The following is a 14,659-nucleotide window of genomic DNA, read 5'->3' as shown; positions in this document are numbered from 1 at the left end:
AGGTGTTCTATTGAGTTTATATGGAAATCTATATCAAGAAGAACTTCCACCGAGAGCCAAAGCTCTGTATATGTATTTGAAAGACCGAGCCAATAAAGATGGGCAGTGTTGGCCAGCACTGAAAACCATCGCTCGTGATACCTCTATGTCCAAAAGAACTGTGCAGCGAGCCATAGATGACTTGCTTGCCAGTGGACTATTAACAAAGGAAAGTCGTGTGCGAGAAAATGGCGGCAGAAGTTCAAACAATTACTATCTCAAATTTTAATAGAGCAGCCACTTACAAGGGAGCAATCTGTCTTGTGAGTGGCTATGGGGCATAGTCATATTGTCCATACAAGAAAAGAACAGTTTAAGAATATTATCACAGAAAAAGAAGTAATAGATGGGTTTCTGCTGAACTTTATTTTATGATCAGTCGTTTTATATAATTTTTCGAAATTATTATGAATCAATAAAGATCAAAAATAACTTGGAGGCGTGTGAAACACTAAGTCTTAAATAATATTGTTCTTTTCTAGCCATACTTGTAGAAAGTAAAGTATGCCAGTTAAAAGAAAGAAAATTAATCGATAGAGTGGATTCCACTGGAAAAGTGCGGAAAATAAAGCACCTAAAGACAATAAGAAAACAATAAAACTAAGTATTATTTGAGCGGGTCGATTCATAATAAGCCTCCAATTAATTCATAATAAGCATCTTAAAATACATATGATTTGCAAATGAACAATCAAGTAAAGCATGAGACTGTGAAAATCTTTCTGTAAATAATGAAACCTCAGGTCTTCTATGATAAAATAAAAATCATAGGAGGCCTGTTATTATAGGAAAAGAAAAGAAACCGGTACACAGAGTACAGATGACAGAAGGAAAACGCAACATCATTCAACAGTTGCTCCAGGAGTATGACATTGAAAGTGCTGAGGACATCCAGGATGCACTATAAGATCTTCTCGGCGGCACAATCAAAGAAATGATGGAAGCAGAAATGGACGACCATCTTGGGTATGAAAAATCCCAACGTTCAGACAGCGATGACTATCGAAATGGCTACAAAACGAAGCAAATCAACAGCCGATATGGAAGTATGGATATTGAGGTGCCACAAGACCGGAAATCAACCTTCAAACCACAGGTTGTCAAGAAACGTCAAAAAGACATTTCTGAAATTGACCAGAAAATCATCTCCATGTATGCAAAGTGGTCATCACCTTGCTTCGCAAGGCCACCTTCGGTGTCCGCCCCTTCTTGGGCGGTGAGGGGATGACAACAAGACAAATATCGGAAACAATGGAAGATATTTACGGTTTCGAGGCTTCGGAAGGTTTCATATCTGATGTAACAGACAAGATTTTGCCACAGATTACCGACTGGCAGAACAGACCCCTTGATGAGGTGTATCCAATCCTTTATATCGACGCAATTCATTACTCCGTAAGGGATAATGGGGTCATCAAAAAGCTGGCTGCGTACGTTATTTTAGGTATCAATGTAGACGGCAAAAAGGACGTTTTGTCCATTAATGCAGGCGATAACGAAAGTGCGAAATATTGGCTTTCTGTGCTGAATGAGCTGAAAAATCGAGGTGTAAAAGACATCTTAATCATCTGCGCTGATGGGCTCAGTGGCATCAAAGAAGCCATCGCAACAGCCTTCCCTAAGACGGAATATCAACGTTGCATCGTGCATCAAGTCAGAAACACTTTAAAATACGTACCAGATAAAGACCGCAAGGCATTTGCAACTGATTTGAAGACGATTTATCATGCTGCTGATGAAAATAAGGCACTGGCTGCATCGGAATGTGTGACCGAAAAATGGACGCCCAAATATCCCAATTCCATGAAGCGATGGAAGGATAACTGGGATGTGATTTCACCAATTTTCAAGTTCTCGTCAGAGGTCAGAAAGGTCATATACACCACAAATGCCATTGAAAGTTTGAATGCGACATATCGTAAATTAAACCGCCAAAGAAGCGTATTTCCAAGCGATACAGCACTTCTAAAAGCACTGTATCTATCCACGTTTGAGGCAACCAAAAAGTGGACAATGTCCATACGAAACTGGGGTCAGGTTTACGGCGAACTCAGTATTATGTACGAAGGACGTATTCCAGAATAAGCACACAGCATTGCCCCAAAGGCGGTTGTTGATCGCCTTTTCTTGACATGTCTTGCAAAATAAAGTATGCATAAAATAAGAGCCGATGGCTTTTATATGCTATCGACTCTCAATATTATCATAGAAAATCTGAATTTACAGAGATTTCTTCACAGACTCTCACCTGGTGTTCTATAATCCAAAGAGCCGTGCAAACGTATGTTGTTGAACCAATGCAAGACCGTAGGAAGGTAATACGCAAGAAGAAGTCTGGCGACGTGAGGGACATTTTACTAGAAAATCTGCCTGTGGATGTGGTGGAACACCGCCTATCCGCTGAAGAATTGTCCTGCCCTGCATGCGGCACTGAGATGGTTGAGATTGGCAAGGAAGTCCGCCGTTCTCTGAAAATCATTCCCGCTCAGGTACGTCTGCAGGAGGACTGGTACTACACCTGCGCTTGCAAGAAATGCGAAAAAGAGGGCACGGAAACCCCGATTTTGAATACTCCCAAAGAAAAGACGATTATCCCAGGCGGTTTTGCTTCCCCTGAGGCAGTGCTATGATGTTTAGCTTGATTGAGACAGCTAAGGAAAATGGTCTGGATCCGTACCGATATTTGGTGTATATTTTGAAAACAGCACCCAGTTTAGACCAGACAACAGAAAATTGGGTGGCATCGTTGTTGCCAGAAAATGCCCCTGATGATTGCAGGGTGCCAAAATGAAATGAACGGCGAGTGGGATTTTCTCACTCGCCGTTGACGTGGGTGGAGTTGATGGTAAAAAAAAGACAACCAAGATGGTTGTCTTTTTTTATCGGCTCGCCCTATTAGACTCGAACCAACGACCCTGCGCTTAACAGCCTCATACTCTACCATTTGTCTGCAAAAACTACAGGAAATATGCAATTTAATGGTTTAGTGCCTCTAGAATAACGTCAACGGCACCTTTTACACCAATTTTAGAAGTATCTACACAAAGATTATAATTGCTCATTTCTATCCATTTTTGGTCGGTGTAATATTCATAATGTTTTGCACGTTTTTTGTCGATGCTTTCGATATCGTTTTTCATTTCTTGTTCAGATTTAACACCTACATCTTCTGGCACTTTTTCATAACAACGCTTAATGCGCGCGTTTATATCTGAAGAATAGACAAACACTTTAAATGGCTCTTTATCTCTTAAAATATAATCTGAACACCTGCCAATAATAACTGCACTTTCACGCTGCGCAATTTGCTGTAAAATTTCTGATTGCACATGAAGCAGTTCTGTTACTGGTGACTCATTATAAGCAGTAAATGCTCTACCATAAGTAAAATGATGATTTTTAACAATAGCTTCGTCGAATTCATTTACGAAATTTTTACTAAATCCACTTCTTTCAGCGATTTCACTAAGTAATTCTTTATCGTAATAAGCGATATTCAACGCATCTGCAAGTCTTTTTCCGACTTCACGTCCACCACTACCGAATTGTCTGCATATTGTGATGGTTCTATTTCCCTTAGTGTACATTTTATTCACTGAAATAGAAGCTTGACTTTCCAGTGGCTGTGTTGTAGCATTTTTTAACTCGCCTAAAACTTTTTTCATAGCAAAAATAACGGCAATCAAAGATATTACGTCGGCGATAGGTGCTGAATAAAGTGTACCTGTTAAACCGTATATTGCTGGCAGAATAAGTATCAGTGGTACAAGTAACATAAAATCACGAAGCAATGACATTCCTAGAGATAGCACAGGTTTTCCAAGCGATTGTAAGAAAATACTAGATGATTTTTGGATACAGCACAAAATAATTGTTGATAAATAAATTCTAAAAACTATAACTGCGAACTCGTTGTATAGCTCGCTTTCGCTACCAAAAATTGATATAACTTGTACTGGGAAAGCTTCAAAAATAATCATTGCAATTACACCGACAATAAGTTCGACTACAATCATTTTTTTGTAAAGTTCTCTTACACGGTCAAATGCACCTGCGCCATAGTTAAAGCCGATAATAGGTTGACATCCAACTGCAATACCAACTACAATGGAAATTACAATTTGGAAAACTTTCATAACTATGCCTATAACAGTAAGTGGAATATCTGCACCGTATTTTGACAAAGCACCGTATGTAACCATTACATTATTTAGTGAAACAACAATAATGACAACAGCAAACTGTGTTAGAAAACTTGTTATGCCAAGTGGCAATGTTTTCTTTAAAATTTTAGCACTTAATTTGAAACTACTTTTTTGAAGTTTGAATGATTTTGTTTTTCTAAGATAATTTAACGCAAGAAGTGCTGTGGCAATTTGACCAATGACTGTTGCAAGAGCTGCACCCATCATGCCCCAGTGGAAAACAAAAATGAAAAGCGGATCTAAAACTACGTTGAATAAACAACCAATCAGCATAGTATTCATCGAAGTTTGAGGACTCCCGTCTGCTCTAATAATAGAGGATAACACCGTACCAATAGCATAAAACGGAAAACCAATAATCAAATATTGAAAATATTCTTGTGCATAAGCCTCGTTAGCTTCTGTTAGTCCAAACATTCCAAATAATTGATCTCTAAATAAAACGAATAACACAGTTAGCATTATTGAAACTACAAGAGAAAGTAAAATAGCATTACCGACACCTTTATGGGAATTTTCTGTGTCGTTTTTACCTGAGCAAATACTTAAAAAAGCAGCTGCTCCGTCACCGAACATTAACGCAACAGAAAAGATTATCATGGTAAGTGGAAAAACAACATTCGTGGCGCCATTAGCTATATAGCCAATACCATTACCGATAAAAAATTGGTCTACAATGCTGTAAAGCGATGCAACAAGCAACGAAAGTGTACATGGAACTGCAAATTTAATCATAAGCTTGCTTACTTTTTCAGTAACCAAATAATGATTTGAAGTGTGTGATGACATAAAATCCTCCTTAATTAAAAAATGCTAACGTTTATGCTATAGTGATCACATACAATATTATCACTCAATATATATGTATTATATACTTTTCGTCGCATTGATGTAATAGTATATTTAGCACAACTTTTTCAATATTATTTTGTTTTTATACGCTTTTAGCACAAAATTTAATCATTGAAATGGTAAACTAATTCGCTGTCAATGGTCAAGTAGATTGTTGACTTTTACATCCATGGCACTATCATGTATTATATGATAGTTTCGCACACTACGTGGAGCGCTGCAAGACGGGGGAGAGTTGACGTTTGCTATTTAGATATAAGAAAAACCGCCCTGCTAAGCAAGACGGTTTCTGAACATTTTCTTTCGGTATAAATACCTACTCCGATTTGAGGTTACTGTACAACCCCTACTGAAAGCTCAGCATAACAAGGCTTTCGGTACGCTATTATGCTTTGCAGTAGCAATTGGGTTAGACTTGTGGTATATCAGGGTTCTCTCCTTTTTGATTGTCGTAACACCATTCATTATAAAGGAGTCCTGATGGCTTTGCTATCTTTTGACGGGGAATTGCAAACTATATTTTACTGTATCCTTTTGTTTTAAGAATCAATAAGAAAAAACAAGGAAAAATACGAGAATATATAGACAATCAACTACAAGATGACATCATAACCGATCAAGTCAGCTTAAAGGAATACATTGATTCATTTAAGGATGACAAGAATAAGAATGGCAAATAAAAAAGCCCCTGAGTAAGGGAGCAGCCGGTAAAATTCAGTGCATTTTTGGTGTAAGGAATTTCTTATAAGTTGTCGCATTAATTTGGTCATATACGAGTGATAGATTAAGAGTAGTCGTTTGTATTCGATGCGCAGAATGATAAATTTGTCTGTTTCGTTGTTGCAAATCAATTTGTTTTGAGGAGATGAGATATTATGAGAATTCTGAAATTAGTGTTTGATATTCTTTTGTATTTGCTCATGATAATAGAGGTGCTTATTGTTACAACAGATTTCAGTCATGTGGGTGATATTTGTAAAGTCTTATGTGTACTGTTGCTTGGTACAGGTCTATTATATAGAAGGTTTTAATGTTGCAACTTTAAAATAAGCGTATTTCACCTGAGTAACCTTCCATAAATCAATCGTATTTTTCATTGATTTTTCAAATTCTATGCGATATAATAAATCTTTTTTCTAACCCTCAAGTTTAAAATCTTTGTGTTCCATTTTAATTTCTCCGTTTGAAATTTCCTTATTGCCTAGTCAAGGCTATCAAATCCTCTGAACTGGTATCTAATATTTATACAATTGACTTATTTCATTATAGCATTGTAAATTCACATGAAATTAAATATACATATTTTATTCGCTGGGTTTAAGATTGGAGCGAGATTATGTGGGATATCATATATGTTGATACGAAAATCCAACTACCTTTGCAGAAAATAAAAGAGTTGTAAAAGATGGTGGCACAGTGGCAGGAAATGCACGCAAAGAAATTGAAGAACGAACCGGAAAACCTGTACTCACTGATAAAGCAGCGGCAGATTTTACTGGCCTAATCTCTGATATTATCACTGCCAACTTATCCAGTGGTGAAGATGATGAAAAATCATAAATTATAAAAATTATATTCAAAGGCAGTCTTTCTACGGAAAGGCTGTTTTTTTATTTGGCGCCGAATAGGCATGATTAAACCACCAGTTCAACTGGTGGTAGCTTAATGATTTTTGATAGACATGCAAATTTAAAATATAAGTATGGAAATCGACATTTTTGGTGTCGAGGATATTTTGTAGATACAGCAGGAAAATATGAAAACACGATAAGAGAATATATAAATAATTAGTTAAAAGATGACATAATGAATGACCAAATAAGTTTGAAAGAATATGTAGACCCATTTAAAGACAATAACGATAAAAAGGACAAATAAAATAGCCCCCGAGTAAGGGGGCAGTCAGTAATAGTTATGTGATTGTCAGACTTTTCAGTGCCTCTTAAGAGGCAACCACAAGAGATAACCCCTTATAGGGGTGGTTTTGATTTGTGATTTGTGCCTAGAAAAGAGAGAAAGTTTTATGAAACATGGCGAAAATAGTAAAAAAATCTATAAAATCCATAAAATCCTAAAAAACCTACTAAATTCATAAGAAAAAGCTTGCAATTGTTTGATTTACGGAGTTATAATATGGGTGTATAAAATATTTGTGAAAGAGGTTGACAAATGTGGAAATGATAAACGAGATAAATAAAATAAACATACACGACATACACGACATACACGGCATACAAGACATACAAGACAGACAAACAAAATCTGCCTTTTTGGTATCCGAATTTTATGAAAAAAACAAGCAGTGATTTTCTGTGCGTAGGCATGGTAAATTGCTGCTTTTTATTTTATATAAACGCCAATACAGAAGCTAAATAATTAGGGGAAAGAATGGAGGAATGTTTATGAAAAAAGCTATGTGTAAATTGATGTCATATGTTTTGGCATTGTCTATGGTGATGGCGCTTGTGCCAGTGGCGGCATTTGCGGAGGAAGGTGAGGCAACTGTTGTAGAAACACAAATGGAAATGGAAACAGGAACGGAAACAGGAATGGAAACAGGAACGGAAACAGGAACAGAAACAGGAACGGAAACAGGAACAGAAACGGGAACAGAAACAGGAACAGAAACAGGAACAGAAACAGGAACAGAAACAGGAACGGAAACAGGAACGGAAACAGGAACAGAAACAGGAACGGAAACAGGAACGGAAACAGGAACAGAAACAGGAACGGAAACAGGAACAGAAACAGGAACAGAAATAGGAACAGAAACAGGAACAGAAATGGAACCAAAAGAAGTTGACGTAGTGCAAAATGTGGAAGAAGATGTTGCGACAATATCTTTCCTTGAAGAAGACATTGCAACAATATCGGAGATTGCCGATGAAGATGTAGCAAAAATTGGCGAGGTTGGATATAGTACGTTGGCAGCCGCGATGGATGCAGCTCAAAGCGGTGAAACGGTCGTGTTAATTGATGATACAACGCTTACAGAAAAAATCACAGTTGGATCAGGTGATAATATTATTGTGGATTTGGGAGACTATACAGTTACATCAACAACATGTATTTTTTATGTGCAGTATGGTACTTTGGAAATCAAATCAACAAGTGGAAATGGTAAGCTGAATGTTACAAACAGTGTTTACTCAACTGGAGTAATCCATAATTTTTTTATGATATAATAAAAAGTTAAGCTTTTTTTAATTTATGATATAATTAGGGTATAGTGTCTTTGTCAACTTAAAAATACACAAAAAGGGCGCGTAAAAGTGCATAGGGTCAGCATTGGGGAATAACATTAACGAGAAAAAACTTAAAAAATTGCTGAAAAATGTCGAAAACGGAAGTGGGCTTCCTGTTATTTGCTAAATTCTTCTTGTATAATGAATGCAAGAAGGAGGTGTGCACAATGGCTAGAAATGAACTTGGCGTTGCTTTAAAAGGGTTCCGTATAGAACAAGGGATGACGCAGGAAATGGTAGAGGGTCGCAGTGGAATTTCTGTTAGAACAATTCGGGATGCAGAGCGAGGAAGCAAAGATACAAAAATGAGTACACTTCAAACATTGGGCAATGTATATGGCATGGAACTGGGGTTTCACCCAAAAATCTTTCAGATGGAGAGGAGTGAGCTATTATGGGCAGCGTAGACATTGCAGAAATTTACAGCCTGCTTTACACTTTAGGCATCACAGCCAACTATCGAGGCTTTTTCCATACCAGCTATGCCGTCTATCTCGTCATACAAGATCCAGAGAGGCTTCTCTTAATCACCAAGTGGCTGTACCCAGAGGTAGCCAAGCACTATAAAACCACTTGGCAATGCGTTGAGCGCAACATTCGCACAATCACAGAGCTTATTTGGCTTCACAATCGAATTTTGTTAGAGCAGATGGCACACCATCCTATGGAGAAAAAACCTAGGAATGGTGCTTTTTTGTCCCTTCTGGCCTCAACGCTCACGTTGCCTGGACATGGATTGTGTCAAGCGGTAGCTCTCCCCAGAGAAGATGACTATGTGAGAATGGTGTACCAAACGGTCAATGAGAGCTGCCGTCAAGCGGTTATCCCCAAAGACTGTATTCCATTGAGAGAATTCCAGATTGGATGTAATGATGAGGCTTTTCCGCTCATAACAATCGGCAATCACTTGGAATAACAGCTCTGCTGCCGCTTTGTGCAACGGTACAAAACCTATTTCATCAATGACCATTAACTGCACCTTTTTTAGCGTAGATAAAAAACTGTTCAAGGTGCCCTTGTTGTTCTTTTCCAATAAAATATTGGCAAGAGATGCCGCTGTAAAGAAGCGAACAGGTCGCCCTTCTTGGCAAGTTTTCAACGCCAGAGCTGTGGCAAGATGGGTCTTGCCTGTCCCAACGGCACCCATAAAAATAAGGTTTTCCTTGGGTGCCAAGAATTGCAAATCCTCCATATACTCTCGTGTTAGTCCAATTGGCAGTGCTATTTCATTGCGCCAAGTGAAGTCATCCAAGGTTTTTAGTACCCCAAATCCTGCACTTTTCACCATGCGGTTAATGCGGTTTGTTTCTCGTTCTCGCAACTCCAGTTGCAATAAATCGGTTAGATATTGCTCATTATTTCGGTATTCCACGCTTGTCCACTCTTTTGCTAAACCACCTAATTTCAAGGTTTTCATGTATTGCTCAACCATGTAACTCACCTCCCATCAGTCCGTCATAGGCGCTCAAATTTGGCGTGTAATGTAGGTCAGGCGTGGTAATATCCAATGTCAGCGGCTCTGGTCGGTGTTCCTTTTTGGCAATCATGTAGTAGCATTGGCGGACACTGTCTGCGTCGGTGCGGCCATTTTCATGTGCCAATTCTAGCACTTCATCGCAAAGGGTGGCATTGCCATCTTGGACGATTTCATCCAGTAATTGTAGGGCGTTTTTGCGCGCTGTCCCTTGGGATTGGCGGAGGTGTTCTTGCCATAGTTTAGGCATCTGGTTGAAGAATCTGGTGTGAGATACCCCACCAAACTTTCTGCATAAAACACCAACATATTGTTTCCAATCGTAATATTCTTGGTGTTTTTCATAACTTCTTTGGTAGCTGCCAACTAGGGCGTGGTCATGGAAAAGTTCAATGCGGTCGTAGTAAATTTTCGCCTGCACAATCTCTCGACTCAGGGCTGGATTAAGGCCGTACTTGTTGGTGTCAATGGTGACGAAACCGTACTTATTCACTGCCAAACTTTCGTAACGGAACACTGTAAAAGGGTGTTCTGGAAGGGGTAATAGCGCCTCACGATCTGCCTCCCATAGCTCCGCTATCTCAATCTGGTGCTTGTAGTGGATGCGCTGGGCATCCTGTTCGCACCAGTCAAAAAGCTGTTCGTTGAAATCCTCGAAGGATGTAATGGTAGGCACAGGGACGAAGGCATTTCTGCGGCTGTAGCCCACTTTATTCTCCACGTTGCCTTTCTCATTGCCAGCGGCAGGATTGCAGAATTCAGCACGAAAACGATAGTGTAACATGAAGCGTGTAAAGCCATCCGTCAGCACTCGCTCGCCGTGGTCTAAGACTTTTACCACGGCGGTAGACATGTTGTCGAAGCGGATGACGGGTGGTACGCCGCCCATGTGCTCAAAAATCTGCTTCATGCCTTCTAGCAAGCATTCTTGATTTTGGGATGGGAAGTCCTGTGTGTATCCCTTGTTGGAATTGGGGAAGGACAGAGTCAAGGCGTAGCCTGTCTGCGTTTTGGATGAGGCGTTGTTGTAGATGTGCTCGCCGAAATCTACTTGACCACTGCCGTGGGGATGGGCCAACGGCAAATAGCCATCACTTTGGCTGCTCATGGCAAATTTCTTCTTGCGCACATAACGCTTTACGCTGGAGTAGCTACCGAGAAACTTTTCTTCATCTCGTAGACGGCAATAGATACGCCAGATTGTGTGTCGTTGCTTGCGTGGAATTTTGGTGTCATCCTCCAACCATTGGTCTATGATAGGGATGAAATCCCCCAAAATCGGATAGTTTTCTGCTTGGATGTTGGGTAGATGTTCCTCATTCCAGTCGTCTTGATGGGCGTACTTGCGCACCGTACGATAATTGAGTCCTGTGATTTTTGCGATTTCATTGAGACTTTTCTCTTGGTTTTCGTACAAATCTTTGATATAATTCTTTTGAGCCATTCTTATCACCTTTCCGCTACCTCCTTAGTTCTAGACAAACTAATGGTAGCTCTTTTTTGAGGTGCTGACAATGGCTCTTTTTTTACGAGCCCAACCTATGCACTTTTCGCGCCCTTTTTCGGTACTTTTATTTTAGTGGAAACAGTATAGCCTTGCTGATAGGAGGTGCATCGAAATGACTATACCACAAAGGATTCTAAAACTATGTATGTGAGATGGGAAAGGGCAGACTTTTTCTGTCTTTTTTTATCTGTAATCAAATGAGAAAGAAGGTGTTCATGATGGTACTCGAAAATTTTCAGACAACAAAAGTAAATATCTGGAATATGGCACAGCGAGTATGCTGCTCTAACTGTTCTCCCACAGCTTGCTGTGTAGAGAGGATTGGTGAACATGATGAACACCTACAGTCTTTCTGCATATTACGAATTAAAGAGATATCAGTATCTGCTGTATCGATACCATCATGTACAGCACCTTTGGAGTCAAAAATCAAATAAAGTAAGTCAAAGCCAAAGGCGATATGTAAAATATACTGTATCTGCTTTATATGCCAAGTTCTATTCCGAAAGGGATGAGCTTGGCTTTTTTATTTTTATCGGCACACCTGTTACGAGGTGTCGCTCTCCTCCCTTTTCTAACATTTTGAACGAAAACGAAATGTTAGAAAGGTTGGAATGATATGCCAAAAAATGAAAAATATGAAAACAACGATACCATGAGGTTTCCAAAAAGAAGGAAATCTAATGATAATCCATACGAACTCAGTTATTCTAAAAAGCAAAACTCTTACATCATCACTTTTGTAGATGGCAACGGTAACAAGGTGGCACTCCCGATTGACGAGAGTTTATACGAAACCTTTAACCAGTTCGAGCTAGACGATTTGAGCGAACTAAACGAGTATGATCGCCACAGAGAACGTATTAGCTTAGATGAAAATGAAATCTACAACAGACAAGGAAATCTGGTTTGTGATACCTGCGATATTGTGGACAAGCAGATTCGAAGTGAAAAGCTATGGCAAGCCATCAAGCAGCTACCACAAACACAAAAGCGTAGAGTGATTTTGTATTATTTTGACGATCTCACATACGAGGAAATTGCAGTGAAAGAACACTGTTCACCTCAAGCGATTGCCTATTCCATTGCCACTGCGAAAAAAAGTTTGAAGAATTTTTTGAAATAGACTTGAAAAAAGGCTTAGAAGTGAGGAAGTAAGTGAAGGGGGTTCTCTTCTTTCTAGAGGATGAACTCCCTTTGTTAAAATTACTAATATTTTCCACTATGCTTTTAACAGATTTCCACTACACTATTTATTAGGAGGACAATTTATGACATCGATCAACTACATGAATCAACTATCCGGTTATGAACTTTACTTATACGAGGAAGAACGTAGCCAAAACACCATCCAAAAGTATTTAAGAGATACAAAAAAATTCTTTGCGTTTTTAGGCGAAAAAGAGCTTTGCAAGGCAGAAGTAATGAAATTCAAAGAACAGCTGATTCAAGACTATGCACCAGCCAGTGTCAATTCCATCATTGCAGCAGTCAATGGATTTTTAGAATGGCTAGGCTTTGCAAACTTCAAAGTAAAGCCACTTAAAATTCAAAAAGAAATTTTTTCTACCCCGGAGAAAGAGCTTACTCAGCGTGAGTATGAACGACTCATTATGGTGGCAGAGAAAAAGGAAAACAGAAAATTGTCCTTACTGCTCCAAACCATCTGCTCTACTGGAATTCGTGTGTCTGAACTGAAACACATCACTGTTTCGGCTCTGCATACAGGTAGAACCGTGGTAGCTTGCAAAGGTAAAAACAGAACGGTTTTTCTGCCAAAGGAACTATGCAAGGCACTGAAGCAATATTGTAAGGAAAACCATATTGTTAATGGCTCTATTTTTATCACCAAGAACGGAACTCCGTTAGATCGCTCTAACATCTGGAAGATGATGAAAAAACTTTGCAAAGAAGCCAATGTTTCTGAACGTAAGGTGTTCCCTCACAATCTTCGTCATTTATTTGCCAGAACCTACTATAAAATAGAAAAAGACATCAGCAGACTGGCTGACATCTTAGGTCACAGCAGTATCAACACCACTCGTATTTACACGATGGAAACAGGAACAAAACACGCAAAGCAAATTGATAAAATGAACCTTACCTATTCCAGAGAATAAAAAAGCCACATAACTTTTATTATGTAGCGAAACTTTTAATATCCAATTTTGGTGCAAACTACATAACTTTTATTATGTGGTAGGCACGATAGAATATCTCGATATATGGTAATAATTATACTCCTTATCAACAAAAAATTCAAGTAGTTTCTTCGATGATATAAGATATTTTTAAATTAAGACAAGACAAATAGACCGATCCATCATTTTTTGAAAATCGGTCTGTTTGTCTTGTTGTTTTTTTAATATCGTTAGTTGCTTTTTATGTTATGTACTGCTTTGGATTAAATTTTTATGTATTTTCAATACCACATAATAAAAGTTATGTGGTGTTTGTGTGGAGAGCGTATCTCTTATGTATTGAGGGATATGCTCTATTTTTCATCATAATAATGCTGTGCAAAAATGGAGTTTTGTTAGCAGCAAAATACCATTACTGTGCAGAATGACATTGAAAGTAGAGGTGTGTGAAAATGACATTAAAGGAACATTGCATAGAAAATAAAAATTTAATTTTATTGGATGAATGGTCAAACGAAAATGGCGATTTAACTCCCTCTATGGTTCTATCAACAAGCAACATGAAGATTTGGTGGGAATGTACGGATTGCGGAGAACAATATCAAGAATCGGTTGCAAAACGTTTAAGTGGTACGAAATGTCCAAATTGTAGCACTCAAAACTCAAGTCCCCCGCTTAATGATAAGCTGCCCAAGACAGATTTAACAGGACAAGTTTTTGGCAGATTAACCGTGCTATCTTACGCAGGGGTAAACAAGGAAACTCTGTGGAGATGTAGATGTGAGTGCGGAAAGGAGATTGTGATTGTGCAAAACAGTTTGACCAGCGGCAAAACTCGTAGCTGTGGTTGCCTGCGTGATGACACACGAGTCGAAAATTTCAAGAAAAACATTCATTTTGTAGATGGAACTTGCATCGAGAAAATTATGGCAAAAGTTACACCCAGTAATAATACAAGTGGATTTCGAGGTGTGAATAAGCGAGCTAATGGCACGTTCCGAGTCACCATGACATTCAGAGGGAAAAGATACGAACTTGGCAATTACAAAACAATGGAAGAAGCCATAGAGGCTAGACTTGCTGGTGAAGTGATGCTGGATGAATTTGTTGAAGATTTCAAAAAAGCAAGGTGTAGTAGTATATAAAATTAATTGGAAGGGGGGATGACATATTGGACAACAAAAAGAACTTGAAAA

11 protein-coding genes and 4 pseudogenes are annotated in these 14,659 nt (G+C 38.7%); 12 read left to right on the top strand and 3 right to left on the bottom strand.

Going from position 1 to position 14,659, the window contains the following annotated elements; genetic code table 11:
• Nucleotides 1-10 precede the first annotated feature (10 nt).
• The 4 genes and pseudogenes from MJY40_RS13615 to MJY40_RS15680 form a co-directional block, all read left to right on the top strand.
• On the top strand, nt 11-268 hold the full coding sequence (locus MJY40_RS13615) for a helix-turn-helix domain-containing protein (protein WP_317854738.1): 258 nt from the start codon (nt 11-13) through the stop codon (nt 266-268).
• 591 nt (nt 269-859) lie between these two features.
• Nucleotides 860-2,124 (top strand): annotated as a pseudogene (locus MJY40_RS13610) (IS256 family transposase).
• Nucleotides 2,125-2,336: 212 nt separating this feature from the next.
• A complete protein-coding gene (locus MJY40_RS13605; protein ID WP_416387506.1) occupies nt 2,337-2,669 on the top strand; it encodes an IS66 family transposase zinc-finger binding domain-containing protein in 333 nt (110 codons plus the stop codon).
• Nucleotides 2,660-2,758 (top strand): annotated as a pseudogene (locus tag MJY40_RS15680) (transposase domain-containing protein); the annotation flags it as partial. The gene MJY40_RS13605 and the pseudogene MJY40_RS15680, both read left to right, overlap by 10 nt.
• Nucleotides 2,759-3,014: 256 nt before the next feature.
• Here MJY40_RS15680 and MJY40_RS13600 read toward each other — a convergent pair.
• Nucleotides 3,015-5,033: an MATE family efflux transporter gene (locus MJY40_RS13600; protein WP_317854736.1), complete on the bottom strand. Its 2,019-nt coding sequence runs from the start codon at nt 5,031-5,033 to the stop codon at nt 3,015-3,017.
• Nucleotides 5,034-6,512: 1,479 nt separating this feature from the next.
• Here MJY40_RS13600 and MJY40_RS13595 point away from each other — a divergent pair.
• The 5 genes and pseudogenes from MJY40_RS13595 to MJY40_RS15595 all read left to right on the top strand — a co-directional run.
• Entirely contained in the window at nt 6,513-6,656 is a 144-nt protein-coding gene (locus tag MJY40_RS13595) for a hypothetical protein (protein ID WP_317854735.1), read from the top strand.
• A 99-nt stretch (nt 6,657-6,755) separates the two neighbouring features.
• Nucleotides 6,756-6,974: pseudogene (locus MJY40_RS13590) on the top strand (transposase); the annotation flags it as partial.
• 524 nt (nt 6,975-7,498) lie between these two features.
• Nucleotides 7,499-8,281 carry a hypothetical protein gene (locus tag MJY40_RS13585; protein WP_317854734.1) on the top strand — a complete coding sequence of 261 codons (783 nt, stop codon included), beginning with the start codon at nt 7,499-7,501 and terminating at the stop codon, nt 8,279-8,281.
• A 227-nt stretch (nt 8,282-8,508) separates the two neighbouring features.
• A complete protein-coding gene (locus MJY40_RS13580; protein WP_317854733.1) occupies nt 8,509-8,748 on the top strand; it encodes a helix-turn-helix domain-containing protein in 240 nt (79 codons plus the stop codon).
• Nucleotides 8,736-8,996 (top strand): annotated as a pseudogene (locus MJY40_RS15595) (sporulation initiation factor Spo0A C-terminal domain-containing protein); the annotation flags it as partial. The gene MJY40_RS13580 and the pseudogene MJY40_RS15595, both read left to right, overlap by 13 nt.
• Before the next feature lie 54 nt (nt 8,997-9,050).
• On the opposite strand, the gene istB reads toward MJY40_RS15595, so the two are convergent.
• Nucleotides 9,051-9,773, bottom strand: a complete 723-nt coding sequence (gene istB / locus MJY40_RS13570) for an IS21-like element helper ATPase IstB (RefSeq protein ID WP_317854732.1) — start codon at nt 9,771-9,773, stop codon at nt 9,051-9,053.
• A complete protein-coding gene (istA, locus tag MJY40_RS13565; RefSeq protein ID WP_317854731.1) occupies nt 9,766-11,259 on the bottom strand; it encodes an IS21 family transposase in 1,494 nt (497 codons plus the stop codon). Before istA ends, istB begins: the two co-directional genes overlap by 8 nt.
• Before the next feature lie 682 nt (nt 11,260-11,941).
• On the opposite strand from istA, the gene MJY40_RS13560 reads away from it, so the two are divergent.
• The 3 genes from MJY40_RS13560 to MJY40_RS13550 all read left to right on the top strand — a co-directional run bounded on the left by MJY40_RS13560 (nt 11,942) and on the right by MJY40_RS13550 (nt 14,608).
• Complete coding sequence (locus tag MJY40_RS13560; protein ID WP_317854730.1) at nt 11,942-12,448, top strand: RNA polymerase sigma factor; 507 nt, start codon at nt 11,942-11,944, stop codon at nt 12,446-12,448.
• A gap of 145 nt (nt 12,449-12,593) precedes the next feature.
• Nucleotides 12,594-13,442 (top strand): tyrosine-type recombinase/integrase, encoded by an 849-nt coding sequence (locus MJY40_RS13555; RefSeq protein ID WP_317854729.1) that lies wholly within the window; start codon nt 12,594-12,596, stop codon nt 13,440-13,442.
• 473 nt (nt 13,443-13,915) lie between these two features.
• Nucleotides 13,916-14,608, top strand: a complete 693-nt coding sequence (locus tag MJY40_RS13550) for a zinc-ribbon domain-containing protein (RefSeq protein WP_317854728.1) — start codon at nt 13,916-13,918, stop codon at nt 14,606-14,608.
• Nucleotides 14,609-14,659 lie beyond the last annotated feature (51 nt).

It is taken from the genome of Chakrabartyella piscis (genome assembly GCA_030067835.1).
Lineage (GTDB): Bacteria > Bacillota > Clostridia > Lachnospirales > Anaerotignaceae > Chakrabartyella > Chakrabartyella piscis.
The sequence above is the reverse complement of the archived record's forward strand: the minus strand, read 5'-3'. Positions and strand labels throughout refer to the sequence as shown.

What these genes read in the sequence shown, in the direction of transcription:
- MJY40_RS13605 (WP_416387506.1), top strand. Translation starts at nt 2,337, where the DNA reads ATGCAAGACCGTAGGAAGGTAATACGCAAGAAGAAGTCTGGCGACGTG.
- MJY40_RS13600 (WP_317854736.1), bottom strand. Translation starts at nt 5,033, where the DNA reads ATGTCATCACACACTTCAAATCATTATTTGGTTACTGAAAAAGTAAGC.
- MJY40_RS13585 (WP_317854734.1), top strand. Translation starts at nt 7,499, where the DNA reads ATGAAAAAAGCTATGTGTAAATTGATGTCATATGTTTTGGCATTGTCT.
- MJY40_RS13580 (WP_317854733.1), top strand. Translation starts at nt 8,509, where the DNA reads ATGGCTAGAAATGAACTTGGCGTTGCTTTAAAAGGGTTCCGTATAGAA.
- istB (WP_317854732.1), bottom strand. Translation starts at nt 9,773, where the DNA reads ATGGTTGAGCAATACATGAAAACCTTGAAATTAGGTGGTTTAGCAAAA.
- istA (WP_317854731.1), bottom strand. Translation starts at nt 11,259, where the DNA reads ATGGCTCAAAAGAATTATATCAAAGATTTGTACGAAAACCAAGAGAAA.
- MJY40_RS13560 (WP_317854730.1), top strand. Translation starts at nt 11,942, where the DNA reads ATGCCAAAAAATGAAAAATATGAAAACAACGATACCATGAGGTTTCCA.
- MJY40_RS13555 (WP_317854729.1), top strand. Translation starts at nt 12,594, where the DNA reads ATGACATCGATCAACTACATGAATCAACTATCCGGTTATGAACTTTAC.
- MJY40_RS13550 (WP_317854728.1), top strand. Translation starts at nt 13,916, where the DNA reads ATGACATTAAAGGAACATTGCATAGAAAATAAAAATTTAATTTTATTG.